This window comes from Pseudarthrobacter siccitolerans, assembly GCF_001046895.1.
GTDB classification, from domain to species: Bacteria; Actinomycetota; Actinomycetes; order Actinomycetales; family Micrococcaceae; genus Arthrobacter; species Arthrobacter siccitolerans.
Genome location: NZ_CAQI01000027.1, coordinates 1 through 25,754 on the forward strand (window position 1 = coordinate 1; position 25,754 = coordinate 25,754).

The 25,754-nt window shown below is 63.2% G+C and carries 18 protein-coding genes and 1 pseudogene; 10 read left to right on the forward strand and 9 right to left on the reverse strand.

What is annotated here, in order from left to right:
* From aspA to ARTSIC4J27_RS01705, 3 genes and pseudogenes are all read right to left on the reverse strand, one after another.
* Nucleotides 1–203: pseudogene (gene aspA / locus ARTSIC4J27_RS22425) on the reverse strand (aspartate ammonia-lyase); the annotation flags it as partial.
* A gap of 154 nt (nt 204–357) precedes the next feature.
* Nucleotides 358–1,086 carry a FadR/GntR family transcriptional regulator gene (locus tag ARTSIC4J27_RS01700; protein WP_050053489.1) on the reverse strand — a complete coding sequence of 243 codons (729 nt, stop codon included), beginning with the start codon at nt 1,084–1,086 and terminating at the stop codon, nt 358–360.
* Between the two features lie 248 nt (nt 1,087–1,334).
* Nucleotides 1,335–2,525, reverse strand: a complete 1,191-nt coding sequence (locus ARTSIC4J27_RS01705; RefSeq protein ID WP_050053490.1) for a rhamnogalacturonan acetylesterase — start codon at nt 2,523–2,525, stop codon at nt 1,335–1,337.
* Between the two features lie 303 nt (nt 2,526–2,828).
* On the opposite strand from ARTSIC4J27_RS01705, the gene ARTSIC4J27_RS22880 reads away from it, so the two are divergent.
* A complete protein-coding gene (locus tag ARTSIC4J27_RS22880; protein WP_050053491.1) occupies nt 2,829–3,017 on the forward strand; it encodes a hypothetical protein in 189 nt (62 codons plus the stop codon).
* A gap of 255 nt (nt 3,018–3,272) precedes the next feature.
* On the opposite strand, the gene ARTSIC4J27_RS01715 is transcribed toward ARTSIC4J27_RS22880, so the two are convergent.
* The 4 genes from ARTSIC4J27_RS01715 to ARTSIC4J27_RS01725 all read right to left on the reverse strand — a co-directional run bounded on the left by ARTSIC4J27_RS01715 (nt 3,273) and on the right by ARTSIC4J27_RS01725 (nt 6,315).
* Nucleotides 3,273–3,818, reverse strand: a complete 546-nt coding sequence (locus ARTSIC4J27_RS01715; protein WP_050053492.1) for a GNAT family N-acetyltransferase — start codon at nt 3,816–3,818, stop codon at nt 3,273–3,275.
* Nucleotides 3,819–3,846: 28 nt separating this feature from the next.
* A complete protein-coding gene (bsaP, locus tag ARTSIC4J27_RS23645) occupies nt 3,847–4,140 on the reverse strand; it encodes a biotin synthase auxiliary protein BsaP (protein ID WP_456107065.1) in 294 nt (97 codons plus the stop codon).
* Entirely contained in the window at nt 4,137–5,201 is a 1,065-nt protein-coding gene (bioB, locus tag ARTSIC4J27_RS01720; RefSeq protein WP_050053493.1) for a biotin synthase BioB, read from the reverse strand. Before bioB ends, bsaP begins: the two co-directional genes overlap by 4 nt.
* Nucleotides 5,202–5,328: 127 nt before the next feature.
* A complete protein-coding gene (locus ARTSIC4J27_RS01725; RefSeq protein ID WP_050053494.1) occupies nt 5,329–6,315 on the reverse strand; it encodes an aldo/keto reductase in 987 nt (328 codons plus the stop codon).
* A gap of 190 nt (nt 6,316–6,505) precedes the next feature.
* Here ARTSIC4J27_RS01725 and rlmN point away from each other — a divergent pair, with 190 nt between their 5' ends.
* Nucleotides 6,506–7,747, forward strand: coding sequence for a 23S rRNA (adenine(2503)-C(2))-methyltransferase RlmN (gene rlmN / locus ARTSIC4J27_RS01730; protein ID WP_152683746.1), 1,242 nt, complete (start codon nt 6,506–6,508; stop codon nt 7,745–7,747).
* A gap of 75 nt (nt 7,748–7,822) precedes the next feature.
* Here the strand turns inward: rlmN and katG are convergent, their stop codons facing one another.
* A complete protein-coding gene (gene katG, locus ARTSIC4J27_RS01735) occupies nt 7,823–10,114 on the reverse strand; it encodes a catalase/peroxidase HPI (RefSeq protein ID WP_050053496.1) in 2,292 nt (763 codons plus the stop codon).
* A gap of 351 nt (nt 10,115–10,465) precedes the next feature.
* On the opposite strand from katG, the gene ARTSIC4J27_RS01740 reads away from it, so the two are divergent.
* The 4 genes from ARTSIC4J27_RS01740 to ARTSIC4J27_RS01755 all read left to right on the forward strand — a co-directional run bounded on the left by ARTSIC4J27_RS01740 (nt 10,466) and on the right by ARTSIC4J27_RS01755 (nt 16,237).
* The gene (locus ARTSIC4J27_RS01740) at nt 10,466–11,821 is read left to right on the forward strand and encodes an MFS transporter (RefSeq protein ID WP_050053627.1); all 1,356 of its coding nucleotides are present in this window, start codon (nt 10,466–10,468) and stop codon (nt 11,819–11,821) included.
* A 150-nt stretch (nt 11,822–11,971) separates the two neighbouring features.
* Nucleotides 11,972–12,169: a hypothetical protein gene (locus ARTSIC4J27_RS01745; RefSeq protein ID WP_050053497.1), complete on the forward strand. Its 198-nt coding sequence runs from the start codon at nt 11,972–11,974 to the stop codon at nt 12,167–12,169.
* Between the two features lie 319 nt (nt 12,170–12,488).
* The gene (locus ARTSIC4J27_RS01750) at nt 12,489–14,222 is read left to right on the forward strand and encodes an ABC transporter ATP-binding protein (protein ID WP_050053498.1); all 1,734 of its coding nucleotides are present in this window, start codon (nt 12,489–12,491) and stop codon (nt 14,220–14,222) included.
* Nucleotides 14,219–16,237 (forward strand): ABC transporter ATP-binding protein, encoded by a 2,019-nt coding sequence (locus tag ARTSIC4J27_RS01755; RefSeq protein WP_050053499.1) that lies wholly within the window; start codon nt 14,219–14,221, stop codon nt 16,235–16,237. The genes ARTSIC4J27_RS01750 and ARTSIC4J27_RS01755 overlap by 4 nt, the downstream gene beginning before the upstream one ends.
* Before the next feature lie 204 nt (nt 16,238–16,441).
* Here ARTSIC4J27_RS01755 and ARTSIC4J27_RS21985 read toward each other — a convergent pair whose 3' ends face one another.
* Nucleotides 16,442–18,157: an AAA family ATPase gene (locus tag ARTSIC4J27_RS21985; RefSeq protein WP_083435256.1), complete on the reverse strand. Its 1,716-nt coding sequence runs from the start codon at nt 18,155–18,157 to the stop codon at nt 16,442–16,444.
* Between the two features lie 478 nt (nt 18,158–18,635).
* Between ARTSIC4J27_RS21985 and ARTSIC4J27_RS01760 the strand changes: the two genes are divergently transcribed.
* The 4 genes from ARTSIC4J27_RS01760 to metH all read left to right on the forward strand — a co-directional run bounded on the left by ARTSIC4J27_RS01760 (nt 18,636) and on the right by metH (nt 25,450).
* Nucleotides 18,636–19,577, forward strand: a complete 942-nt coding sequence (locus ARTSIC4J27_RS01760) for an ABC-three component system protein (RefSeq protein ID WP_050053500.1) — start codon at nt 18,636–18,638, stop codon at nt 19,575–19,577.
* A complete protein-coding gene (locus ARTSIC4J27_RS23445; RefSeq protein ID WP_050053501.1) occupies nt 19,574–19,822 on the forward strand; it encodes an ABC-three component system middle component 6 in 249 nt (82 codons plus the stop codon). Before ARTSIC4J27_RS01760 ends, ARTSIC4J27_RS23445 begins: the two co-directional genes overlap by 4 nt.
* On the forward strand, nt 19,823–21,568 hold the full coding sequence (locus ARTSIC4J27_RS01770; RefSeq protein ID WP_050053502.1) for an ABC-three component system protein: 1,746 nt from the start codon (nt 19,823–19,825) through the stop codon (nt 21,566–21,568).
* A gap of 240 nt (nt 21,569–21,808) precedes the next feature.
* On the forward strand, nt 21,809–25,450 hold the full coding sequence (gene metH / locus ARTSIC4J27_RS01775; protein ID WP_050053503.1) for a methionine synthase: 3,642 nt from the start codon (nt 21,809–21,811) through the stop codon (nt 25,448–25,450).
* The last annotated feature ends 304 nt before the right edge of the window (nt 25,451–25,754 follow it).

A 25,754-nucleotide genomic window follows, 5' to 3' on the forward strand; every position in this document is an offset into this window, starting at 1 on the left:
GCGGCGAGCTTGACCGCTGCCAGGCCGCGGACCAGGTGCATGTTCGAGGACAGTTTCTGCCCGGTGATCGGGAAGTTCTCCACCGCCCGGAGCGTGTGCACCCCCCAGTACGCCCCGGCCGGAACATCCCGGTCCCCCAACAGATCATGCTCAGACCGGGTAGGTACACCGGTAATGGGGGCGGGGGAATGCGCGGTGGTCATGGTGTCCTTAAGTTTTGTGGGGGCAGGCCGGAGGCATGGAAGTAGTACGGAAAAGGGCGCGCGGGAGCATGCGCGGATGACGGCACGCCGAAGCAGTCGCCGGTATCGGTTGGTATCGAAGAAGCTGAGGTGGAAAACTGGGGCGGGAGCGCGGCTAGCCGGTATGGCCTGCCAGGGGTTTCCCGCTGCTCGGGATGACGGTGCCCAGGGCACACTCCACCCCGTGCAGATGCCTGGTCATGGCTTCGGACGCGTCCTCCGCTGAACCCCGTTCGATGGCCTCGAAGATGCGGGCATGCTCTTCGCCGGATTCCTTGCGCCGGTCGGCCACGAGGTTCAGGGTGTTGGACTGGTTGGCCATGGCCTCACAGATGTCCGAGAGGAAGGTTTCGAAGACGCCGTTGCCGCTGGAGCGGGCAATGGTGACGTGGAATTCGGTATTCAACTGGACCCATTGCTGCAGGTCTTTCGCCTCGGACATTTCGCGGAGAATTTCCCGGAGAGCTTCCAGGTCCTCGCCGGTGCGGCGCTGGGCAGCAAGGCCCGCCGCCGGAACTTCCACGTGGGGGCGGGCCTCCACAAGTGCGCTGGCCGAGTATTTTCCGAGCTTGAGGTCCTGTGCCACTTTGTCGGCAATAACAAAGGTGCCCTTGCCGGTGTAAGTGGCGGTCAGACCCAGGGCAGTGCAGGACCGAAGGGCTTCACGGACCATGGTGCGGCTGACGCCGTACTGCTTGGCCAAGGATGCTTCTGAGTCCAGGCGGGTGCCCACAGGGATTTTGCCGGCTTCGATGGCGCCGCGGAGGGAGGCAAAAACCGCTTCGGCCGCACCAACGCGTACCACCGGTTCTTGTCTAGCTGTCCAGCTGTCCAACAGGTTCATGTAAAGAGCATGGCATCAGTCACAGGGTGTGTCAATGAAGCGGCGGCAATGTTGCGGCAGTCCTCTCCCCGGGGAGGCTGCAGGCAGAGGTCGAATGCCTGTACTGGGCGAGGCTGTGCAGGGCGGCGAGCTGTGGCCCCCCGGTGGTGGGGTTCTCGCCCCGCCTTCACCATGCACCACATCGGAGGATAAAGCGCGACGGCGGGACGCGGCACAGTGCCGAGTCCCGCCGTCGTCATCGCTGGGGTTTAGAGGCCTTGCCGGGACAGGTCCTCAACCACCAGGCGCGCGAGTTCGGTGGCGCCGGCGCGGTTGGGGTGCAGCGTGTCGCCGGTCATGAACAAGGCCAGCGTTGCCTCCGGACCGATCTCCGTGAAGTACTGCGAGGCCAGGACGTTCAGGTCCACCAGGTGCACGCCCTCCTCCTGGGCCAGGGCCACCGTGGAGTGGCGGTACCAGCGGTCCACTGAAGAGTGGACGCCGTCAACGAAATCGGTGGCACGGCCCTGCGGCGTGACCAGCACGGGAGTGGCGCCGGTGGCAGCAACCTGCCGGACCATATCCCGCATGATCTCCTTGAACTCCGCCTCGGTGGTGGCGTTCTTGGCGGCGGTATCGTTGATGCCCATTTCCAGCAGGAACAGGTCGCCGGGCTTGATGTATTGCAGGATCGCCTCAAGCTGGCCGTCGTTGCGGAATCCGCGGGCGATCTGTCCGCCGGTGGCCATGTTCCGGACATCGAAAGCTTCCGGATCCACAAACTGCGGCAGCATCTGGCCCCAGCCGCCCTGCACGCTCGCTTCCAGGGGGTAGTAGCTCGCCACGGTGGAGTCGCCGCCCACCCAAATGGTCGGGTCCATCTCAGGCTGGCGGGACACCTTCTCGATCTCCAGTGCGCTCAGGGTAAAAGCCGTGCCAACCTTGCCCTCGGTAACCAGCAGGTTCAGCTGGCCATCTGTCACTGGAATCTCAAACGACGCCGTGGCCCCGTTACCCATCAGGTTCATCTCCTGGAACACGCCTTCCGCGGCGATGCTGGCGCGCGAGGTGTCACCCAGGGCGACGGTCACCTTGTAGAGGCCCTCCTTGAGGTCCACGTTGAACGTGTTCGCGCTTTTGGTGCCGAACTCAAGGAAGCGGACGGCGTCGCTGCCGGCACCGGTGCCCTTCGCCGGTACGTTCGCCATGTGCTCGGGGGTGTTGAAGCCGTAGCGGGCCTCGGGGGTGTAGGCGTCTGTGGCGCTGACGCCGGTATAGCCGTCCTCCACCGGTCCGCTGCCAAAATCGAACCTGTAGTTGCTTGGCTCAGCGTAGGCAGCGGATGCGCTGAGGGTCAGCCCTGCCCCGGTGGCCAGGGCGGCGGTCGCAAGGCAGCCGGCGAGGACCTTCCGGATCGGTTTGGTGGAGGGGTGGGGCGTAGCGGGTGCGGTCACGTTCATCTCCTGTGATGACGCGTGGAAGTCAGGCCACAACGTCGTGTCTCTTGTATCGATTCAAAAGGTGGGCGGAAAGGTCCCCTGCGATTGGAGGGGGAGTGCGGGTATTAGGGATCGATACCTGCGTTACAAAATTTGTAACGCACTCCGACTTTCGAAGTCAAGAGATTTTGGTAGGTTTGTGTTCTCTTTTGTTCGTGAATGTAGTCTGCGCGCGGTCCGTGCAGGCACAATTTCTTGGCGTGTGCCGGCGCCTTTCCGTCCGCATGCTGTTAGCGTGGAGGCCCGGCCATTGAAGGAGGAACGATGACAATCAACTCACCCGATTCCCTGCCCGATGACGAGCTGCAGGGCGGCAGTGAAGGCTCCCAAGGCAAGAGCGACGGCAGTATCCCGGGCGGTGCGGACGGCGTGGGAATTGGTGCCGACGGGGAAGCGAACACCTTTGAACCCGAAGAGGATCCGGACTCAACCGACGCGCCTGAAACAGACTGAGCCCTCACTCCCTCGGCCGGCGGCAGCGGCCCAGTGCCCCGCCCCGGCCTTGGCTCAAGGTTCCATCAAGAATTGCGCAGCCAGGCGGAAATCGGCCATCGGCGCGGTTACCAGCCGGTAGATTTCTCTCTGTTTCCGCGTTAGTTCCCCAACCTGGAAGCACAGAAAGCCCCCGCGCTGGAGCCCGACTCGCGCGGGGGCTTTCGTCATGAGGACGGGGTAGGAGGGCCAAGGCAGGACGCCTTCTGGAAAGGCTCAGGCTGATGGGTTGTGGGCGCTGTGCGGAGCGGTGTTGATCCAGTAGCGGCGTTTGCCGTTGCGGCTGTCCTCGTAGGTTCCGCCGTTCTTCTCGATGGTGGCCCGGGAACCGGCGTTGTCCTCATCGCACGTCAGCAGTACCCGCGGGATCCCCAAATTCCGGGATATTGGCAGCGCGTCAGCCAAAGCCTGTGCGGCGTGCCCGCGCCGCCTCGCCGATGGCCTGACGCTGTAGCCGATGTGCCCGCCCTCGTTAAGGAGGTACTCGGTCAGCTCATGCCTTATGGCCAGCGAACCAAGGAACGTGCCGCCGTCCACGATCCACAGGTAAGTGCAGGGCACCATGCCGGGCTTCCTGGGGCTTTCGGGCAATGCATCGCCGAGAAGGGCGTCAACGAAGCGGCCGAAAGTCCCGGTGTACTTGAGGTCCTCCGGGGACCAGCCGTCTACGCCCGCTCCGTCCTGCCGGCTCCCGGCGAACTCTGCGGCTGCTTCGAGCCAGGACGAGTGGAATTCAACGTGCGGAGCGATAAGTTGGGCCATCACAAGATCCTACGTTTCCGGCCGCACCCTACGAGGCAAGCATTCCATGGCGGGAGCACTCTGCCGTCCAGCCCAGCGGGGTCACCTGGACTTTCAGGCGCCGCCTGCATGAGGAGCAGTACCGTGGAGGCTCCATCGCCAGACGCTCGCGGCAGCCTTGGTGGGCGTCCGAGGGCGGGCCGTCGCCGGCGTCGTACGCCTCGCCGCAGTGCCCGCAAAAGTCCCCGGTTGTCTTCCCGGTGGTTGAGCTTGTCGAAACTGGGGCCACGACCGCAGGGTTCCCTGGCCGAGCCTGCGAGGTTAGGGTGCGGTTGGGGATCACAGCGTCTTCTGGAGTTCCTTGATGGGCATGTTGAGGTCCACCAGCAGGTTCAGATCTGCGGTGGCGGGGCGGCCCAGGGTGGTGAGGTAGTTGCCGACGATAACGGCGTTGATGCCGCCGAGCAGGCCGTCGCGGGTGCCGAGGTCGCCCAGGGTGAGTTCGCGTCCGCCGGCGTACCGGAGGACCGTGCGGGGCATGGCCAGGCGGAAGGCGGCGATGGCGCGGAGGGCGTCCTTGCCGTCCATGATGCCCTGGTTTTCCAAGGGAGTTCCGGGGCGGGGGTTGAGGAAGTTCAGCGGGACTTCGTGCGGTTCGAGTGCTGCGAGCTGGGCGGCGAGTTCGGCCCGCTGCTCCAGGCTTTCGCCCATCCCGATCAGGGCGCCGCAGCACAGCTCCATGCCGGCGTCTTTGACCATGGCGCAGGTCTCCAGCCGTTCCTCGTAGGTGTGGGTGGTGACCACTTCGGGGAAGTAGCTGCGTGCTGTTTCGAGGTTGTGGTTGTAGCGGTGGACGCCCCAGTCCTTGAGCTGGTCCACCTGGCGCTGGGTAAGCATGCCCAGGGAGCAGGCGATGTTGATGTCCACTTCCTCGTTGATGCGGTCGATGGCGAACTTGATCTGGTTCATGAGTTTGATGTCTGGCCCGCGGACGGCAGCGACGATGCAGAACTCGGTGGCTCCGGTGGCGGCGGTTTCCTTGGCGGCTTTGACCAGTTCCGGGATGTCCAGCCAGACGCCGCGGACGGGGGAGTCGAACAGGCCGGACTGGCTGCAGAAGTGGCAGTCCTCGGGGCAGCCGCCGGTCTTGATGGAGATGATGCCTTCCACCTCCACGTCCTCGCCGCAGTGCCGGAGCCGGACCTGGTGTGCCAGCTCCAGCGCGGCGGGAAGCGCCTCGTCCGGAAGGCGGAGGACCTCTTCGAGCTGGGCCTGGGTGAGCCCGATGCCGTCCTCGAGAACCTGCCGGCGGGCGACATCCAGGATCTGGTAGACCTTGTTTTGGTGAACTGCGCCGGCGCTCGCGGAGTTCGGGCCGGTGGGTGCGTTCGCCGGGATCGTCATTGGGGTCCTTTGCTTGCCGTGGAAGTTCCTCACAGCAGACGCTAGTTCTCCGTTGGCGGCCCCATTTTGGAGGGATTCAACAAGATTTTTCTTGTTCAGGCGTGCGGCCGGCTGGTGTCGGTGCTGGTCAGGCCGGGATCAGTCCGTGTTCCTGCAGGTACTGCCACAAGTCCTCGGGAACCTTTGCGGCCATGCGCTCGGCGCTCTGGCTGATCTGTTCCGGTTTGCTGGCCCCGACGGTGACATTGACAACCGCGGGGTGGCGGAAGGGGAACTGGATGGCGGCGGTGGGAAGCTCCACACCGTGTTTGTTGCAGATCCCGGCCAGCTGTCTGGCGCGTTCCAGGATCTCGTCGCTGGCTTGGGAGTAGTTGTAGTGCGCATCGGAAGGCAGTTCGGGCTTGGCGAGGATGCCGGAGTTGTAGACGCCCACGCTCACCACGCCGGTGCCGAGTTCCAGGCAGCGGTCCAGCAGCCCCGCGCCTGGACGGCCGTCCGAGCCGGGCTGCTCCAGCATGGTGAACCTGCCAGCCAGCATGAGGAAGTCCAGGTCTGCCGCTTCCACGCACTGGAGGGCAGCGCCGGCGGTGTTGGTGCCGACGCCGATGGCCCGGACCAGGCCTTCAGCGCGGACCTTCTCCAGCGCCGGCAGGGCGGATTTCACTGCATCTTCCATGCTGTACACGTCGGGGTCGTGCAGGTAGGCGATGTCGATGTAGTCGAGGCCCAGCCGTTCCAGTGAATCCTCGATGCTGCGCCGCACGCCGGCCTCGGAGGGATCCCACTCGCGCCTAAGAACGGCGGGCACGTCGAAGCCCTCCGGGTCCTTTGCATCTTCGGTGGCAGGCGATGGCACCAGGACCCTGCCCACCTTGGTGGACAGGACAAGTTCGTCCCGGGGTTTCTTGGCCAGGGCCTCGCCGATCCGCCGCTCGGACAGGCCCAGCCCATAGTGCGGTGCTGTATCGAAGTAGCGGATGCCGGCATCCCAGGCCGCCGCCAGGGTCGCTGAAGCCTGCTCGTCGGAGATGGCGCGGTACAGGTTGCCCACGCCGGTGCCGCCGAAGCCAAGGCGGCCAAGCCGGTCCGGCAACTGCCCGTTGTCCTGGTTCACAGCTCTGCTCCTTTGGTTCCATATCCCTTGGGCCACGATGGCAGGAGCCTAAAATCGCAGGTTGGCGGTGTCAACGGATGGAGGCGCCTGGCTTCCCGATTCCCGGCCGCCCGGTGCCGGGGCGTGCCGCCGACAGCGGCTTTGGCCGGTCTCATAAGAGCTCTTTTACCGGCATGGGACAATGGAAAGGATGACTTCCCCCAATTCCTCTTCAAAGACTCCCGTCCGTGCCCGCCCAGACGGTGACGGGGCCGCTGACAGTACCCGCCCCCAGGTCCGCCCCACGGCAGAGGGCTGGGAGCAGGCGCGTACTCTCGAGGGCCGGCCGCTGCTCCAATTCGCGTCCCCACGCGTGAAGCAGCCGCCGACGCACCTGGCCGACCTGACCCTGGCGGAGCGCGCCGAGAAGCTGAAGGAGCTTGGCGTCCCTGCTTTCAGGGCAAAGCAGCTGTCCACGCACTACTTCCAGCACTGGACCACCGACCCGGCAGTCATGAGCGACCTGCCCAAGGCCGGCCGCGAAGAACTGGTCGCCCAGATGTTTCCGCCGCTGCTCACCGAGGTACGCCGCCTCCGCACCGACAACGGGGACACCATCAAGTTCCTCTGGCGGCTGTTCGACGGGGCGCTGGTTGAGTCCGTGCTGATGCGGTACCCCGGCCGCATCACTCTCTGCGTCTCCTCCCAGGCCGGCTGCGGCATGAACTGCCCCTTCTGCGCCACCGGCCAGGCCGGGCTGACCCGCAACATGTCCACCGCGGAAATCGTTGACCAGGTGGTCGCTGCGAACCGCGCAATAGCAGCGGGCGAGCTGGGCGAGAACGAGCACGACGGCGAGCGGGTCACCAACATTGTCTTTATGGGCATGGGTGAGCCGCTGGCCAACTACAAGCGCGTGATGGCCGCCCTCCACCGCTTCGTGGACCCTTCGCCCGAAGGTTTGGGAATGTCCGCCCGCAACATCACGGTCTCCACCGTGGGCCTCGTCCCGGCCATCCGCAAACTTGCGGATGAGGACCTGCCGGTCACCTTCGCGCTGTCCCTGCACGCTCCCGACGACGAGCTCCGCGACGAGCTGATCCCGGTCAACAACCGGTGGAAGGTGGACGAGGCGCTCGACGCGGCCTACCACTACTACCGCCAGACGGGCCGCCGGGTCAGCATCGAGTACGCGCTGATCAAGGACATGAACGACCACCCCTGGCGCGCGGATCTGCTGGCTAAGAAGCTGAACCAGCGCGGCCGCGGCTGGGTACACGTGAACCCGATCCCTCTCAACCCCACCCCGGGCTCCATCTGGACCGCCTCGGACAAGGCGGTTGCGCAGGAGTTTATTGAACGGCTCCGTGCTGCGGGGGTGCCCTGCACCCTGCGCGATACGCGCGGCAAAGAGATCGACGGGGCCTGCGGGCAGCTGGCTGCGGCGGACTAGGGCTCAGGCACAAAGGACACGTCCGGGCCGGCTGCACAGTGCAGCCGGCCCGGACGTGTCCTCGCTAAACCAGGCTTACTTCAGGTCGAAGCGGTCAAGCTCCATGACCTTTACCCAGGCCGCCACGAAGTCGTTGACGAACTTTTCCCCGGCGTCGTCGCTGGCATAAACCTCGGACAGTGCCCGGAGCTGCGAGTTGGAACCGAAGACCAGGTCCACCGGCGTTGCCGTCCACTTCAGTTCACCGGTGGCAACATCAGTGATCTCGTAGACGTTCTCCTCCGACTCCGATGCCTTCCACTTGGTGCCGGGGGACAGGAGGTTGACGAAGAAGTCGTTCGTCAGGACCTGCGGCCTGTCAGTGAGGACGCCGTGGTTGGAGCCTCCGGCGTTGGTGCCCAAGGCACGCATGCCACCGATGAGGGCCGTCATTTCTGGCGCCGATAGGTCCAGCAGGTACGCCTTGTCCAGCAGGAGGGTCTCCGGCTGGAGCTTCTCGCCGGGGCGCACGTAGTTCCGGAATCCGTCCGCGCGCGGCTTCAGGTACTGGAACTGCTCGACGTCGGTCTGGTCCTGGGCGGCATCGGTGCGGCCTGGACGGAACGGCACAGTGACGGGGAACCCGGCGTCGCTCGCAGCTTTCTCCACCGCTGCGCACCCGCCCAGGACGATCAAGTCCGCGAGCGAAACCTGCCCGTTGCCTTGGGCGGAGTTGAACTCCTGCTGCACTCTCTCGATGGCCTGCAACGCCGTCGAAAGCTGCTCGGGCTCGTTCACCTCCCACCCGCTCTGGGGCTCCAGGCGGATGCGGGCACCATTTGCGCCGCCGCGCTTGTCGGTTTTGCGGTAAGTAGAGGCAGCGGCCCAGGCAGTGCTGGCCAGTTGGGAGACGGACAGGCCCGAATCCAGGAGCTTTGCCTTGAGCGAGGCGATGTCCTGCTCGCCGATCAGCTCGTGGTTCACGGCCGGGATGGGATCCTGCCACAGCTGGGCTTCGGGAACCCAGGGCCCGAGCATGTGCGGGCCCACCGGTCCCATATCGCGATGCAGCAGCTTGTACCAGGCTTTGGCAAAGGCGAGCTGGAACTCATCCGGGTTCTCCAGGAAGCGCCGGCCAATCTCCTCGTAGGCCGGGTCGAAGCGCAGCGACAGGTCCGTGGTCAACATGGTGGGCCGGTGCTTTTTCGCGGGGTCGTGCGCGTCCGGGATGATCTCCGGGGCATCCTTGGCGACCCACTGGTGCGCGCCGGCCGGGCTCTTGACCAGCTCCCACTCGTATTCGAACAGGATCTCCAGGAAACGGTTGCTCCACTGGGTGGGCCGGTCCGTCCACGTGACTTCGAGGCCGGAGGTGATGGTGTCGCCGCCCTTGCCGCTGCCGTAGGTGCTGAGCCAGCCCAGCCCCTGGGCTTCGAGGTCTGCGCCTTCCGGTTCGGGTCCGACGTGGGCGTCGGCGTCACCGGCACCGTGGGTCTTGCCGAAGGTGTGCCCGCCGGCGATCAGGGCGAAGGTCTCTTCGTCGTTCATCGCCATCCGCTTGAAGGTTTCGCGGATGAACGCTGCCGCCAGTTTGGGATCCGGGTTGCCCATGGGTCCCTCGGGGTTGACGTAGATCAGGCCCATCTCGGTGGAGCCCACTTCTTCAGCCATCTGGCCTTCGCCGATGTAGCGTTCGTCGCCGAGCCAGGTGTCCTCAGGCCCCCAGAAAATCTCTTCGGGCTCCCAGACGTCCTCGCGGCCGAAGGCGAAGCCAAATGTCTTGAAACCCATGGACTCCAGGGCCACGTTGCCCGCAAGGACCAGAAGGTCGGCCCAGGAGAGCTTCTGGCCGTATTTCTGCTTGACCGGCCACAGCAGCCGCCGGGCCTTGTCCAGGTTTGCGTTGTCCGGCCAGCTGTTCAGCGGGGCAAAGCGCTGGCTGCCGTCGCCTGCACCACCACGGCCATCGTGGACGCGGTAGGTGCCTGCAGCGTGCCAGCTCAGCCGGATCATCAGGCCGCCGTAGTGGCCGAAGTCCGCGGGCCACCAGTCCTGGGAGGTGGTGAGGACCTCGGTGATGTCCTGCTTGAGGGCCTCGACGTCGAGCTTTTGGAATTCCTCGCGGTAATTGAACGAGGGGCCCAGCGGGTTGCCCGCCGGGTGGTTGGTGTGCAGCACGGAGAGGTCAAGCTGGTTGGGCCACCAGTCCGCGACGGTCCGCGGCCGGTGCCCCTTGGGCTGCGGGGAGTCAATGGCCGGGTTTTCGCTCTCGCTGCCGTGCGAGGTGACGCTGCCGTGATCCACCGGGCATCCGCCCTCGACCTTGCTGTCCAGGCCTTGGGCGCTTCCCGGGGTGGGGACCGGAGGGTGGTCCTGTCGATCGGTCATGTGCTTCCTTCCCTATGGCCGAGGCCGTGGTCGGACTCGGGCAGCCGGTTCAACCTTCCCATTTGACCATGAGGGGGCGTGCCGTGGTGAGCCCCTTACGCCATTTGAGAACGGCCGGATTTTCTCCTTGCGTGAACGGTGAAAGAGCCCTTCCTGTTGTGGTGGCACCCGCCAAACAGTCGGCTTTGACGTGTCACCCATCACTCGCTAGAATTTATGAAACGATTCAAGAAACGGCGGTGCAGACCGGTTTGCCCGGTCCCTTGCCGCCCCGCCAGCACCCATGCTGAAAACCAGGCCGGAATGGAAGAGTTCCGGCTCCTTGCCAAAGACGCCGAAGGAAACCAGCGCATGACCACCATTCCCGCCGCGGACACCCCCCGCCAGATTGATGCAGCCCACCCGGGCAGGGATCCGAAGAAGGCCGCGATGAGCGGCTGGATCGGAGGCGCGCTCGAATATTACGACTTCGCCCTGTACTCACTGGCCGCGACGCTCATCTTCCCGGCCATCTTCTTCCCCTCCGGGAACCCCACCGTGGCGATCATCGCCTCGCTGGCGACCTACGCCGTCGGGTATGTTTCCCGTCCCCTGGGCGCAATCGTCCTGGGCGCAATGGGCGACAGGCACGGCCGCAAAAACGTCCTCGTCTTCGCGATGCTGCTGATGGGTTTCGCCACCTTCGCAGTGGGGCTCCTGCCGACCTACGGCCAGGTGGGCATTCTCGCGCCCGCCCTGCTGGTGATCCTTCGCCTGGTCCAGGGCTTCGCCGTCGCCGGTGAACTGGGCGGTGCCAGCGCAATGATCGTTGAGCATTCCCCGGACGCCCGGCGCGGTTTCTTCGCCAGCTTCAGCCTTCAGGGGACGCAGGTGGGTTCCATCCTGGCCACGGCTGTGCTGCTTCCGCTGTCCGCGCTTCTCCCCAAGGACCAGTTCGAGACATGGGGCTGGCGCATCCCGTTCCTGCTCAGTGCTTTTGTGATCCTGGCCGGCTACATCATCCGCCGCCGCGTGCAGGAGCCGCCGGCCTACCTGGCTCAGTCTGAGGCGGGCAAGGAGAAGCGCCGTTTCCCGTTGGTCGACCTCATGCGCTCCCACCCCCGGGTCCTGATCCGCTGCATCATCATGACCTTCACCAACGTGGTGGGCATGGCCACCCTGGTCTTCGGTGTCTCCTATGCAACCCAGAAGGGCTACGGCATCGGATTCTCCAGCAGCGAGTTCCTCTGGGTGACGCTCGTGGCCAACATCGCCGCCGTCATCACCATCCCGGTCTTCGGCGCCTTGTCCGACAAGATCGGCCGCAAAACCCTCATGATTGCCGGCGGCCTCGGCGGCGGCCTCCTTACGTGGGGCTACCTGTGGGCCATCGACCAGCGGAGCCTGTTCCTCGTCTTTGTATGCGTCCTGATCGTGCAGGGCATCTTCTTCCAGATGTGGAATGCCACGTTCGCCACCTTCTTCCAGGAACAGTTCCCTATGCGGATCCGGGTCACGGGCTTTGCGGTGTCCCAGAACATCGGCCTGATGATCGCCTCGTTCTTCCCGAGCATCTTCACGGCAGTGGCGCCCCCGGGCTCCACCAACGTTCCGATGGTCATCGGCATGATCACCTTCGGCATTTGTGCTGCCGCAGCAGTAGCCACCTTCCTGTCCTCCGACACCAAGGGCAAGTCGCTCGAGGACCTCGAGACGCAGAAGGCCTGACCGGAACGTACGACGCCGTTGCCCGCCTGTACGGGCAACGGCGTCTTTGCGTCGGTACCCACCGCCGTCGTTACGACGCCCGCGCTCCACTGCCAGCTATCAACCCCTCCTTCCCAGCGTGGAAACTTTCGAATCATCAGGACAGGTCTTATGGACGGATCAAGCGTCATCGCGCTCTTCCTCGCCAGGAATGACGACACAGCCACCAGCGCACTCCCGCAGGCACCTAAAAGGATCCGCGCACGCAAGCCGGGCCTGTCACGCTGGTCCGTCCTGCGCGGCCGGAGGGCAAGTGCGCTCCACCGCCTTGCCTGGGCGATTGAGCGGGATAAGCGCGGCATTTCCTGACGGCGGCCCGGGGGGAATTTAGCGGCCGACGTCACGTACAGCACGCTTTTATCCCACACCAGCCCGGTTTTAGTGGTGGAAACCGCGTATGTCCAGGGTTTTCACCACACCCGGTGCTCTAAAAGCGGGCCAGTTGTGACGAAGGGGCAGAGTAACCGGGGGGTCTGTGCGCGGCGTTGAACTGCTAAAGCGACGCGTCTCTACGCCGTGAGAGAACCCCTGTATTTCCCAGACAGCTCCAAGGATCAACAGCTTCCCCCGGACGTAAACTGACCTTCGCACCACCTCTTGTGGACACTGTGTCAGGTTGGAGCTGCGCATGCTCTGGAAGTTACTCGTTGAATACCTGCGGCCGCACCGGCAACTGCTGATCGCCGTCGTCATCTTCCAGCTGGCGCAGTCCATCGCGTCGCTGTACCTGCCCACGCTCAACGCCGACATCATCGATGAGGGCGTGGCCAAGGGGAACACCGGCGTCATCCTCAACCTAGGCGGGCTCATGCTCGGTATCACGCTGCTGCAGATCGCCTGCGCCGTGATCGCCGTGTACTTCGGGGCGAAGGCGGCCATGGGCACGGGCCGGGACCTGCGCGGTGCCATCTTCTCCCGGGTGGGGGAGTTCTCCGAGCAGGAGGTCACCAAGTTCGGCGCGCCCAGCCTGATCACCCGCTTCACCAACGACGTCCAGCAGGTCCAGCAGCTTGTCCTGATGGGCGCCACCATGATGGTGGCCGCGCCCATGCTCGCAATCGGCGGTGTCATCATGGCGGTCCGGCAGGATGTGCAGCTGTCCTGGCTGATCGCCGTCGCCGTGCCGGTGCTGCTGGCCGGCGTGGGGCTCATCATCTTCCGGATGGTGCCGCTGTTCCGGAAGATGCAGAAGCGGATCGACACCGTGAACCGGGTCCTGCGCGAGCAGCTCACCGGCATCCGCGTGGTCCGCGCCTTCGTCCGGGAGGACATCGAGAGCGCACGCTTCGCCCAGGCCAACGAGGACGTCACGGACACCGCGCTCCGGGCCGGCCGGCTGATGGCGCTCGCCTTCCCCGTGGTGATGCTGGTGATGAACGTGTCCAGCGTGGCCGTGATCTGGTTCGGCTCGTTCCGCATCGAGGACGGGTCCATGCAGGTGGGCACCCTCATCGCGTTCCTGAGCTACCTGATGCAGATCCTGATGTCCGTCATGATGGCCACCTTTATGGCCGTGATGATCCCGCGCGCCTCCGTCTCGGCGGACCGGATCGGCGCGGTGCTGCGCACGGAGTCGAGCGTGCGGCCGCCGGTGAAGCCCGTCAGCACCAAGGTAAGGCGCGGCGAGCTGGAAATGGTCGACGCCGGATTCGCCTACCCGGGTGCCGACCAGCCCGTCCTCTCCGGGATCAGCTTCACCGCCAGGGCGGGGCAGACGACGGCGATCATCGGCAGCACCGGCGCCGGCAAAACCACCCTGGTGAACCTCATGCCGCGGCTGTTCGACGCCACCACCGGAGCGGTGAAGATCGACGGCGTGGACGTCCGCGAGCTGCACCCGGACCTGCTCTGGGGGCACATCGGCCTGGTCCCGCAGCGGCCCTACCTCTTTACCGGGACCGTCCGCAGCAACCTGCAGTACGGCAAACCTGAAGCCAACGACGACGAATGCTGGCAAGCCCTGGACATCGCCCAGGCCCGGGGCTTCGTGGAGGAGATGGAGGGCGGGCTGGATGCGCCCATCTCGCAGGGCGGCACCAACGTCTCGGGCGGGCAGCGGCAGCGGCTGGCCATCGCGCGGGCCCTGGTGAAGCGGCCCGAGCTGTACATCTTCGATGACTCGTTCTCCTCCCTGGACACCGGCACTGACGCCCGGCTGCGCCAGGCCCTCAAGCGCAGTACCGCCGGCGCCACGCTGGTGATCATCGCCCAGCGTGTGTCCAGCATCGTGGATGCGGACCAGATTTTGGTGCTCGACGACGGCAGGATCGTGGGGCGCGGGACGCACAGTGAGCTGCTGGAGACCTCCGAGACGTACCGCGAAATCGTGAACTCCCAGCTGGCGGCGGAGGAGACGGTATGAGCCCGGAACCCACCCGCGAGGCCGGCACCAAGGCCGGGCCTGCGTCCAAAACTGCAAGTGCCGACGTCGTACGCATTCCGCGTCCGGCAGGCGGACCGGGACGCGGCGGACCCTTTGCCGGAATGAACGTCCCGGCGGAGAAGGCGATGAACTTCTGGCCGTCGGCCAGGCGGCTGCTGGGGAAGCTGCGGCCGGAGCGGGCGTGGCTGCTGCTGGTGCTGGCGGCGTCGGTAATCAGCGTGGCGCTGCAGGTGATCGGGCCCCGGCTGCTGGGGGAGGGCACCAACCTGATTTTCGCCGGGGTGGTGTCCAAGGAGCTGCCCGCCGGGGTGGGCAAGGAGCAGCTGATCGCGCAGCTGCGGGCCGCGGGGGAGAACCAGAAGGCGGACATGCTGACGCCCATGGCGCTGACGCCGGGGCAGGGGATCGACTTCGCCGCGCTGGGCAGTGTGCTGACGTGGGCGCTGGTGCTGTATGTGCTGGCGTCGGGGTTTATGTGGGTGCAGGCGTATGTGCTGAACGGGGTGGTGCAGCGGACGGTGTTCGGGCTGCGCGAGGAGATCGAGGCGAAGATCCACCGGCTGCCGTTGCGATATTTCGATTCGATCCAGCGCGGCGAGCTGCTCAGCCGGGTCACCAACGACGTGGACAACATCTCGCAGAGCCTGCAGCAGACCATCAGCCAGGCGGTGACGTCGGTGCTGTCCGTGGTGGGGGTGCTGGTGATGATGGTGATCCTTTCGCCCACGCTGGCGTTGATTGCGCTGGTGACCATTCCGCTGACGCTGGGGATCACGGCGTTGATTGCCAAGCGTTCGCAGAAGCTGTTTGTGGCGCAGTGGAAGAACACGGGGGAGCTGAACGGGCAGATCGAGGAGACGTACACCGGGCATGCGCTGGTGAAGGTGTTCGGCCGGCAGCGCGAGGTGGAGGAGCGGTTCCGGCAGAAGAACGCGGAGCTGTATGACGCGAGTTTCGGGGCGCAGTTCATTTCCGGGCTGATCATGCCGGCCATGACGTTCATCGGGAACCTGGTGTACGTGGGGATCGCGGTGGTGGGCGGCCTGCAGGTGGCGTCCGGGGCGATGCAGCTGGGGGACGTGCAGGCGTTCATCCAGTACTCGCGGCAGTTCACCATGCCGCTGGCGCAGCTGGGGTCCATGGCGAACCTGCTGCAGTCCGGGGTGGCATCGGCCGAGCGGGTGTTCTCGCTGCTGGATGAGGACGAGGAATCTGTGGAGCCTCCCGCTTCTGCTGAGCCTGTTTTTGGGCGGGGGCGGCTGGTGTTCGAGGATGTGTCCTTCTCCTACTCGCCGGACAAGCCGCTGATTTCCGGGTTGTCGCTGGTGGCGGAGCCGGGGCAGACGGTGGCGATTGTGGGGCCGACGGGCGCTGGCAAGACCACCTTGGTGAACCTAATGATGCGGTTCTACGAGCTGGATGCGGGGCGGATAACGCTCGACGGCGTGGATGTCACCTCGGTGCCGCGGCGCGAGCTGCGCTCGCGGCTGGGGATGGTGCTGCAGGATACGTGGCTGTTCGGCGGAACCATCTGGGACAATATCGCCTACGGGCGGCCCTCGGCTACTTCGGAGGAGGTCCTTGAGGCTGCGCGCACGACGTATGTGGACCGGTTCGTGCGGTCGCTGCCTGAGGGGTACGACACCGTGCTCGAGGACGAGGGTGGGAACGTGTCCGCGGGGGAGAAGCAGTTGCTGACGATTGCCCGGGCGTTCCTGGCCCGGCCTTCGGTGTTGATCCTGGATGAGGCGACGTCTTCCGTGGATACGCGGACGGAAGTGCTGGTGCAGAAGGCCATGAGTGCTTTGCGGTCCGACCGTACTTCCTTTGTCATCGCGCACCGCCTATCCACGATCCGCGACGCCGACCTCATCCTGGTGATGGAGGCTGGCCAGATCGTGGAGCAGGGGACGCACGCTTCGCTGCTGGCTGCGGGCGGGGCTTACGCCCGGCTGTACGAGGCGCAGTTCGCGGCTCCGGCGGCGGAGGTTTAAGAGGTGGTGACGGCGGCTAGAGCCGCTCGCGCCCTAAACTTCCTGCGAGGCGAGGCGTAGTCAAGTGTAAAAGGCGTGCCATTGATCGGGTGAGGGCCGAGGTCCAGGCGTCCGCTCATGTTTGCGTTCGGGCCATCCGGAAGAAGACTAAATCTCCGTGGCTCCTCTGCGGCTCATTTCTCCCGACTTCAGAGAGTCCTAGCCTCACGGCTGCGCCGACGCAACCGCTATTCTGTGCTTACACGAAGGTGCCAATTTCCACTTACCCCCAGCAGTTCCTCCTCGTTTAAAATGCGAGCCGCAATGACACGTTAGGGCACCACGCAGAGCCATAACCGCATCGGCAAAGTCGGATATTTCGAGGCTCGAAATTCCCTCTGCTGCAGCGTTGAAGTGAGCTCCGACGCTATTGCGAAGAAACCGCGAGTCTTCTATTCGTTTGACTATGGAAGACATATTCGCCGGTTCACTTTTCAATAAGTCTGCGCGCAGCGGCTCCCAAAGATCATTGATAGTGTACTTATCGTCTACTTTGCGGCGGATGGTCACTTGCAGTACCTGAGTTGCTTCCTCGAGGATAGCTTCCAAGGCTCTGCCAGCGGCGCCTGCCGTTAGTGTTGCTGGTGCTTGGGTGCCGATACAGTGCTGAAGGTCCCGAAGAGGGCCGGTTGCGGGTGTGAGTAGAAACGGTTGCTTATGGGCCGTCGTTCGTCGCAATTCCAGGATTAGATGGTCATTCCCTGCCGCGTTCAGAGCTCTATTGGCCATTTCAAGCCAGAGTCGATCATGCAGGGTGAGAAGTATCTGCCACCCCTCGAGTCTTTTTCCAAGATGTTCCAAGGTTCGCATTCGCAGTGAGCGATCCACTGATTGAAAAACATCATCGAGTATGATTATCTTTTCTTGGCCAGCAATGGCGCACTCGATATGCATTTCAATGAAGATCAATAATGCGAGAAGGTCAAGCATAGCTTCGCTTAGAATTTGCGTCGGATCTATAGTCTTGCCGCGTGTCAAAAGCTTGATTTTTATCCCGGTCTCGCCTGTCAGCGTGAAGATGAAATCTGTTACCCATTCCGCGCCGGTAACAGTTCGGAAGTCGGCTGCAGCACGCTTGGAGACGCGGGTCAGAATGTTCTGAACCCGGCTTCGGTCATTTACACCCTGAGTCAGGGCTTGTTTTCCTGCTGCCGCCGCGAGGTTACGACCCTTTAGCGATGCGGAGAAGTTTTTGAAAAGCTGTTCTACGACGACAGGGAGTGCCCGCGGGTGACCCGAGCCGTGCTCGTACATAAGATGGCTTCGAAGGCCGCTCAGCGCACTTGTATGTTCCGGATATTCGCCTTCCCATCGATCAAGGTACGGGACAATTTCTGCCAGCGCTTTTTCGTGGAGACTAACAGCGTCTTGGTAGGTTTTTACCGCTAACTGCCGCGCTTCTTCGTCGAGGAATGCGCCGCCCAAGTCACGGAAGTAGTCAAAAAACAAGCTTTGCCGAACTTCTTCGGGCATCGTCCAAAAACCGTCAATGTCACGACGGCGAATGACCAGCGGGCAAATTTCAAACCCAGGAACGGGATTGAGTCGAACAAGTTTCTTAACGTCAGGTGAAACTTTTCCCGCTCCTCGTGAGTAGGATTCACCATTACCGAAAGCGATGTCCACGCGGGGACCGGCCGTGGACTCAATGAGATTCTGCAACTCCCGCCTGTCCTTCTTTCCGCCGATGGTGCGCCTGGACACCACACTGCGTGTAGCGAACTCAATTGCATCAACGATAGAAGACTTTCCCGTGCCGTTCTCACCATAGAGTAAAATTGACCGACCGCGATTATCGTTGCCTTTAGTGAAGGACATGGACATTTGTTCGCTTATCCCTCGGAAATTGCTGATTGTAACTGATGTAATCTTCTTGGTCATGCTTCCCCCGCGCCGATCGTGACATGCTCAACAAAAGTACACTGGGCGAAGCTATGAAGGATGCTGACGCGCGGGCCTCCCTTTATCCTTCTTTCGGGTTTTGCTGCAACGTATCAGTGGGACAGCCCTGGTTACGAACAGGATTGCCAGTGAGGTGGGTCAGTGGCAGTTGCTACGTCGGTCGGTCTGCGGAGATGACATTCGGGCTTCGCCGAAGTCGCACAGGAACAAAGCAATGACGACTGTCAAGGCTTACAGCGGGCCATGTGCGCTGATGAGACCAAGTTCGTGGTCGAGTGATTTGCCGGGAGCGCTGATTGGTGAACAACAAGCGGACTGGGACTGGGCATGCTGCATTATCGAGGATCAAGTCCGGCCTAATCCTAGAGAATCAAGGCTCGGCCAAACCCGGAGGTCCCTTGCTCGTTGATTGTCCCGTAGGGTGGTGCGAAATACGACTTATGGTAGAGGGAATCAATTGGAGTTTTATGAGCGGTTGGCGCTACGCCCCCTCTTCTGGGCACAACTTCACGAACTTACTGGAAACGCATTCGAGCAGTTTTTCCACGACTACATGTGCCTGACTACACCGGGGTTCGTAGACGTTCGAACACATGGCAACATTGGTGACCTCTCAAGTGATGGCCTAAGCCTGCATGAGAAAAAGCTCTATGCCTGCTATGCGCCAGAATCACCAAATGCTGATGCAGCGATCCGGAAGTTCAAGGGTGATGTAGCGGGGGCGTTGCAGAAGCGCCACGGGCAGTTCGAGACTTTCGTCTTCGTGCATAACGACGTCCGCGGAACGCATCCGGAAATTTCTCAGGCTCTTGCCGAAGCGCGTAATGACCACTCCTCCTTGCAGTTTGAGCTGATGGGCATGCGACACCTGCGGGATGGACTCGGGCGCCTGGATCGTCCGGACGTGGAATCGCTCCTGAGACTTCAATTGCCTCTCCAGCATGATGTCACCATGGGCCTACCCGAGATGGAGGACCTGTTGGGGTATCTAGCCACGCAGCGAGTGGGGGGTCCTGATGTAGTGCCCGCCGGGGCCGTATCAGGTAAGAAGCTTCGTTACAGTCAACTTAGTCAAGAGACTCAAACTGAGCTTCGGGATGCGATGAAGCACAGTGCCGTAATCGAGGACTATTACGAGGCTCGTATTGATGTAATCGAGCGAGACGAGGTCGCAGCACGATTCCATGCTGAATATCTGGATGCGGCACAAGAGATGCCAGATGACCCAGAGGAAGTTCTATTCCGATTGAGGAAGTTTCTGGCAGGGTCGAGTGCGGCCCGCGCGGCCAAGTATCGCGCACAGACTGCTATCCTCGCTTTCTTCTTTCAGACTTGCGACATCTTCAGGAACCCGCCTCAGGATTGGCAAGACCATGAGTACGAGGTGAACACGCTGTGATCACCCCGACAAAAGGAATCGCGCCACAGCGGGCGTTGCTGTCCGTTTCTGCTCAAATTTCACTAGTTCTAGTTGAACCGATGACTGTGACTCAGACGTGGGCCGCTTTGAAGTCCTGGCGCACTAAAAATGCGAATGACTCGGCTCTTTCGTACTCGTGGTTCATCTTGGGGCTGGACATGCTCTACGCTCTTGGCGCACTGAGGCTCGAGAGCGGGCTTATTTACAAGGTGGTGAGGAGCTAGGTGCTTCACGAGATTTACTCGGACGACGACCGTTTTAAGACCGTCGTTCTCCGACGAGGCATGAACATACTGTTGGCGGACAAGTTGGTTCATTCTGCCGATACGGACAGTAGAAATGGTGCAGGAAAGTCGTCATTCGTCGAGATACTCCATTACTTATTGGGCATGAGGTCCTTAACGGGGTCCGTTCTAAGTAACGCCGCTCTGAAATCTCATTCGTTTGGATTGCGCATGGACTGGCCACAGCGCAAGGAGAGGGTATCTGTTGGGCGCTCATTAGTAGCCAGGCAAAGATCACGCGTCGATCTGGCACCGAACGTCCTCGTCTCAGCTCAGCTCTCGGGTGCTGCTGGCAGCGTAAGTGTCCCTGAATGGGTAGAAGTGCTCGGCCGGGACTTGTTTTCCATGCCCCCTGAACACAAGGGTATAAGCGCAAGAGCTTTGCTTTCCCTATATATGCGCCGCGTCAGTCAACACGGTCTGGATGATCCCGTGGTCACCTATCCGCGGCAGTCAAAGGGCGAAGCAACGGCCCATGTTGCATACCTGCTCGGTTTAGATTGGCGACTGGCATCTGAGTATCAGGCGCTAGCGGGCCGGGAGTCCCTGCGACGAAAATTGAAGGAAGCGATAAAGGACCCGACGTTCAGTCTCGTAGTTGGATCCGTCTCCGAGCTGCGTGGATCAGTTACAGCTGCTGCCAAGCGTGTTCGTGATCTAGAAGCACAGGTGAGCTCCTTCACAGTCGTCCCCGAATATGAACGGCTTCAGGCAGAAGCCGATTCCTTGGATGCCGAGATTAGAAAGACTCGTGCCCAAGATGCTGCTGATCGTAGAAATCTTATGGATCTCGAGACGGCTGTAAGAACCGAGCAGGAGCCTGATGCAGCCTATCTGCAACGTGCATACAGGGAACTCGGTATCACTCTGCCCGATACGATCCTGAGGCAATATGAGGAGGTCCATGCTTTCCACAGCTCAGTAGTTGCGAATCGTAGGGCCTACCTCGCGGAGGAGATGGCCCTCACTCGCGCCAGACTAGAGGAGCGACAGGCAGCACGCGATCAGATGGGAGAGCAGCACTCCCGGCTTTTGAAGAGCCTTCACGACGGCGGTGCACTTGGAGCCCTAACTGCGCTCCAGGAACAGCTTGCCGTGGCGAAGGCGGAACATAAGTCGCTCGACTTACGTTTCGATACTGCCAAGAAACTTGAGACCACTCAGGCCGAAATAAAGTACGAACGCGGTAGGCTTCAGCAATCGATAACCAGGGACTTGCTCGAGCGTGAAACTCTGATAGAGCAGATAAACCTACAATTCCAGGCCTTCGCCTCAGCGTTGTATGGTTCATCTCGTGAAGCATACGTTGACATAGCAGCCCATGAAGCCAACCTCCACATTTCCCCGCACATCGGGGGGGAGGACAGCCAGGGGATCGGACGCATGGTCATCTTCTGCTTCGACCTCACCGTCGCGGTCTTAGCCCACAGGGCAGGGCGAGGACCCGACTTCCTAGTGCATGACAGTCACTTGTTTGATGGTGTCGATGAGCGACAAGTCGCGAAGGCGCTCAATTTGGCGCTCGCTGTCTGCCAGGACGAGGGCTTCCAATACATCATCACCATGAATTCCGACGAATTGGAAAAAGTAGAGCGCCATGGCTCATCCATGCGTGACTATGTTATTTCGCCGAGACTCACTGACGCGTACGAAGACGGAGGTCTCTTCGGTTTCCGTTTCGATTGATTAGAAATCGTAGGACCACAGTTTGCTCCGTCTTTGAGCCTCAGCAGATACATCAGGAAGCTGACCAACTCCTGCTGCTGTCTGCCCAGCTTCTTCAGCGCATTTCATTGTTGCCCGATCCCATAGTTTAAGGGGGATGCGGCGGCAGTGACAGAAGTCGAGGCAGAACGACACCACCCCCCGTCGTAGCACACTGACATACGAAGCAATGTTTCGGTGTGTCGCCCGTAACCTGTTTAGATGCCTCGTTTTGCGCTTGATATTGAGTCCGTGCCCCGCCCTGTCCGTGCGCAGGAGCTCCTGGACGCAGTGAACCACCGCGTCGTCATTGCCGACGGCGCCATGGGCACCATGCTGCAGGGCCGGGACCTGCAGCTGGACACAGACTTCCAGAACCTCGAGGGCTGCAACGAGATCCTGAACGACACGCGCCCGGACGTCATAGCGGAGATCCACGACGCCTACTTCGCCACGGGCATCGACGCCGTGGAAACCAACACCTTCGGCGCCAACTGGTCCAACCTCTCCGACTACGGCATCGACGACCGGATCTCAGAGCTCGCCCTCAAGGGCGCCAAGATCGCCCGCGAACGCGCCGAGGCAGCGGAAGAAACAGACGGCCGCATGCGCTGGGTCCTCGGCTCCATGGGCCCCGGCACCAAGCTCCCCAGCCTCGGCCACACCAGTTACGACTACCTCAAGCAGACCTTCGCCCTGCAGGCCGAGGGCCTCATCGACGGCGGCGCGGACGCCTTCCTCATCGAAACCAGCCAGGACCTCCTGCAGACCAAAGCCGCCGTCAACGGCTGCAAACAGGCCATCGTCTCCCGCGGCGTCCGGCTCCCCATCTTCGTGGAGGTGACGGTCGAAACCACCGGAACCATGCTGATGGGCTCCGAGATCGGTGCCGCGCTGACCGCCCTGGAACCGCTCGGCGTCGACGCCATCGGCCTGAACTGCGCCACCGGCCCGGACGAGATGAGCGAGCACCTGCGCCACCTCTCCAAGCAGTCTTCCGTGGCCATCGCCTGCATGCCCAACGCCGGCCTGCCGGTCCTTGGCGCCAACGGCGCGCACTACCCGCTCTCACCCGCCGAACTCGCCACCGCGCACGAGCAGTTCGTGCGCGAATTCGGCCTGGGCCTGGTGGGCGGCTGCTGCGGTACGACGCCGGAGCACATGGCCGCCGTCGTCGAACGCCTTGCCCCCTTCCGCACCCGCAAGACGGACGCCGACAGCAACACCCCGGCCCGCGTCCCCACCGAACGCGAAGCCGGCGTCGCGTCCCTCTACCAGCACGTCAACTTTGACCAGGACGCCTCCTACCTCGCCATCGGTGAGCGAACCAACGCCAACGGGTCCAAGGCGTTCCGCCAGGCGATGCTCGAAGAGCGCTGGGACGACTGCGTGGACATCGCCCGCGAGCAGATCCGCGTCGGTGCCCACCTCCTGGACGTCTGCATCGACTACGTGGGGCGCGACGGCGTCGCGGACATCAAGGAGGTCGTCTCACGTTTCGCGTCGGCCTCCACCCTCCCGCTCGTCATCGACTCCACCGAACCGCCCGTGCTGCAGGCCGGCCTCGAACTCATCGGCGGCCGCCCGGTGGTCAACTCCGTCAACTACGAGGACGGCGACGGCCCGGACAGCCGCTTCGCGCGCATCATGCCGCTCGTGAAGGAACATGGCACCGCCGTGATCGCCCTGACCATCGACGAACAGGGCCAGGCCCGCACCACCGACGGCAAGGTGGCCATCGCCTCCCGCCTCGTCGACGCCCTGGTGGGCGAATGGGGGATGCGCGTCGAGGACATCATCGTCGACTGCCTCACCTTCCCCGTCGCCACCGGCCAGGAAGAAACCCGGCGCGACGGCATCGAAACCATCGAGGCCATCCGCCAAATCACCACCAAGTACCCCGGCATCAACACCACGCTCGGCGTCTCCAACGTGTCCTTCGGCCTCAACCCCGCAGCGCGCGTCGTCCTGAACTCCGTGTTCCTGCACGAGGCCGTCCAGGCGGGCCTCACCAGCGGCATCATCGATGCCGCCAAGATCGTGCCGCTCGCCTCACTGCCCGAAGAGCAGCGCAAGGTGGCCCTGGACCTCGTCTATGACCGCCGCGAATACGACGCCGACGGCAACACCACCTACGACCCCCTGGCCATCATGCTGGACATGTTCGCCGGCGTCGACACCGCAGCGCTCAAGGACCAGCGCGCCGCTGAACTTGCGGCGCTCCCCACCGGCGCGCGCCTGGAACGGCGCATCATCGACGGCGAAGGCAAGGGCCTCGAAGACGACCTGGACCTGGCGCGCAGCGAGGGCATGACCCCGCTCGGCATCATCAACGACCACCTGCTCGAGGGCATGAAGGTGGTGGGCGAGCGCTTCGGCGCCGGCGAGATGCAGCTGCCGTTCGTGCTGCAATCCGCCGAGGTGATGAAGAACGCCGTCGCCCTGCTCGAGCCGCACATGGAGAAGTCCGATTCCTCGGGCAAGGGCACCATGGTGATCGCCACCGTGCGCGGCGACGTGCACGACATCGGCAAGAACCTGGTGGACATCATCCTCACCAACAACGGCTACAAGGTCATCAACATCGGCATCAAGCAGGGCATCGCCGAGATCATGGCCGCGGCGGAGGAGCACAACGCCGACGTGATCGGCATGTCCGGGCTGCTGGTGAAGTCCACCGTGGTGATGAAGGAGAACCTCGCGGAGCTGCAGTCCCGCGGCCTGGCGAAGAAGTGGCCGGTGATCCTCGGCGGCGCAGCCCTGACCCGCGCCTACGTGGAGCAGGACCTGGCGGAGCAGTTTGACGGCGTCGTCCGGTACGCCAAGGACGCCTTCGAGGGCCTGGCCCTCATGGAGCCGCTGGTGCGCGTGGCCCGCGGCGAGTCGCCGGACGACGTCGGCCTGCCGCCGCTGAAGAAGCGCATCCACAAGGGCGGTGCCAAGTTCACGGTGACCGAGCCCGAGGCAATGCCCGGCCGGTCCGACGTCGTCTCCGACAACCCGGTTCCGTCGCCGCCGTTCTGGGGTACCCGCATAGTCCGCGGCGTCTCGCTCCACGACTACGCTGCGTTCCTCGACGAGCGGGCCACGTTTATGGGGCAGTGGGGGCTCAAGCCCGGCCGCGGCGAGGACGGCGCCTCCTACGAGGAGCTGGTGGAACGCGAGGGCCGGCCGCGGCTGCGGTACTGGCTGGACCGCATCCTTGGTGAGGGCATGCTCGATGCCTCCGTCGCGTACGGCTACTTCCCGGTGGTTTCCGAGGGGGAGCAGGTGGTGGTGCTGCACCACGGCGAGGATTCCGACGGCGTCCTCGGCACCGCGGGCCTGCTCGCCCCCGATGGTGGTTCAGGCGGCCCGATCGGCACCGACCGTCTTCGCTTCGACTTCCCGCGCCAGCGCCGCGACCGGCACCTGTGCCTGGCCGACTTCGTGCGCTCGCGCGAGTCGGGGCAGGTTGACGTGCTGCCGGTGCAGCTGGTTACGGCCGGTTCGAAGATCGAAGAGTTCACGTCCAAGATGTTCGCCGCCAACCAGTACCGCGACTACTACGAGCTCAACGGCCTGGTCATGCAGCTCACCGAGGCGCTGGCCGAGTTTTGGCACGCGCGCATCCGCAAGGAGCTCGGCTTCGCGGCCGAGGAGCCGAAAGACACTGCCGGGTATTTCAAGCTCGACTACCGCGGTGCGCGGTTCTCGCTCGGCTACCCCGCGTGCCCGGACATGGAGGACCGCCGCAAGGTGACTGAACTGTTGAAGCCCGAGCGGATGGGCGTTGTTTTGAGCGATGAGCTGATGCTGCACCCCGAGCAGTCCACCGACGCGTTTGTGTTCCACCACCCGGAGGCGAAGTACTTCAAGGTGTGAGTCTTGTTGGCCTGGGGTGCTCCTCCCGGGCGCGGCCGGTACACCTGCCGCGTCTCCCGGGGTGCGGCTCTACCTGCGCATCAGACAGGATTCGAGCCCGAAAGGCTCGTGGAGCCAAATGCCGGGGCGGCCGTTCTGCTGCCAAGTGTCAGTTTAGAATCTAGGCCTGTTCGCTAGGAGTGTGCGGAAAACCGTCACGGACTCCACCCTGACAGTTTTTGAGTGACTGCCTGACGTCAGGTTGGGGTGTGCCCTAAAACGACTTCGGGCCTCCGCACTTTCTTTCCGTAATCCGATGCCGTGT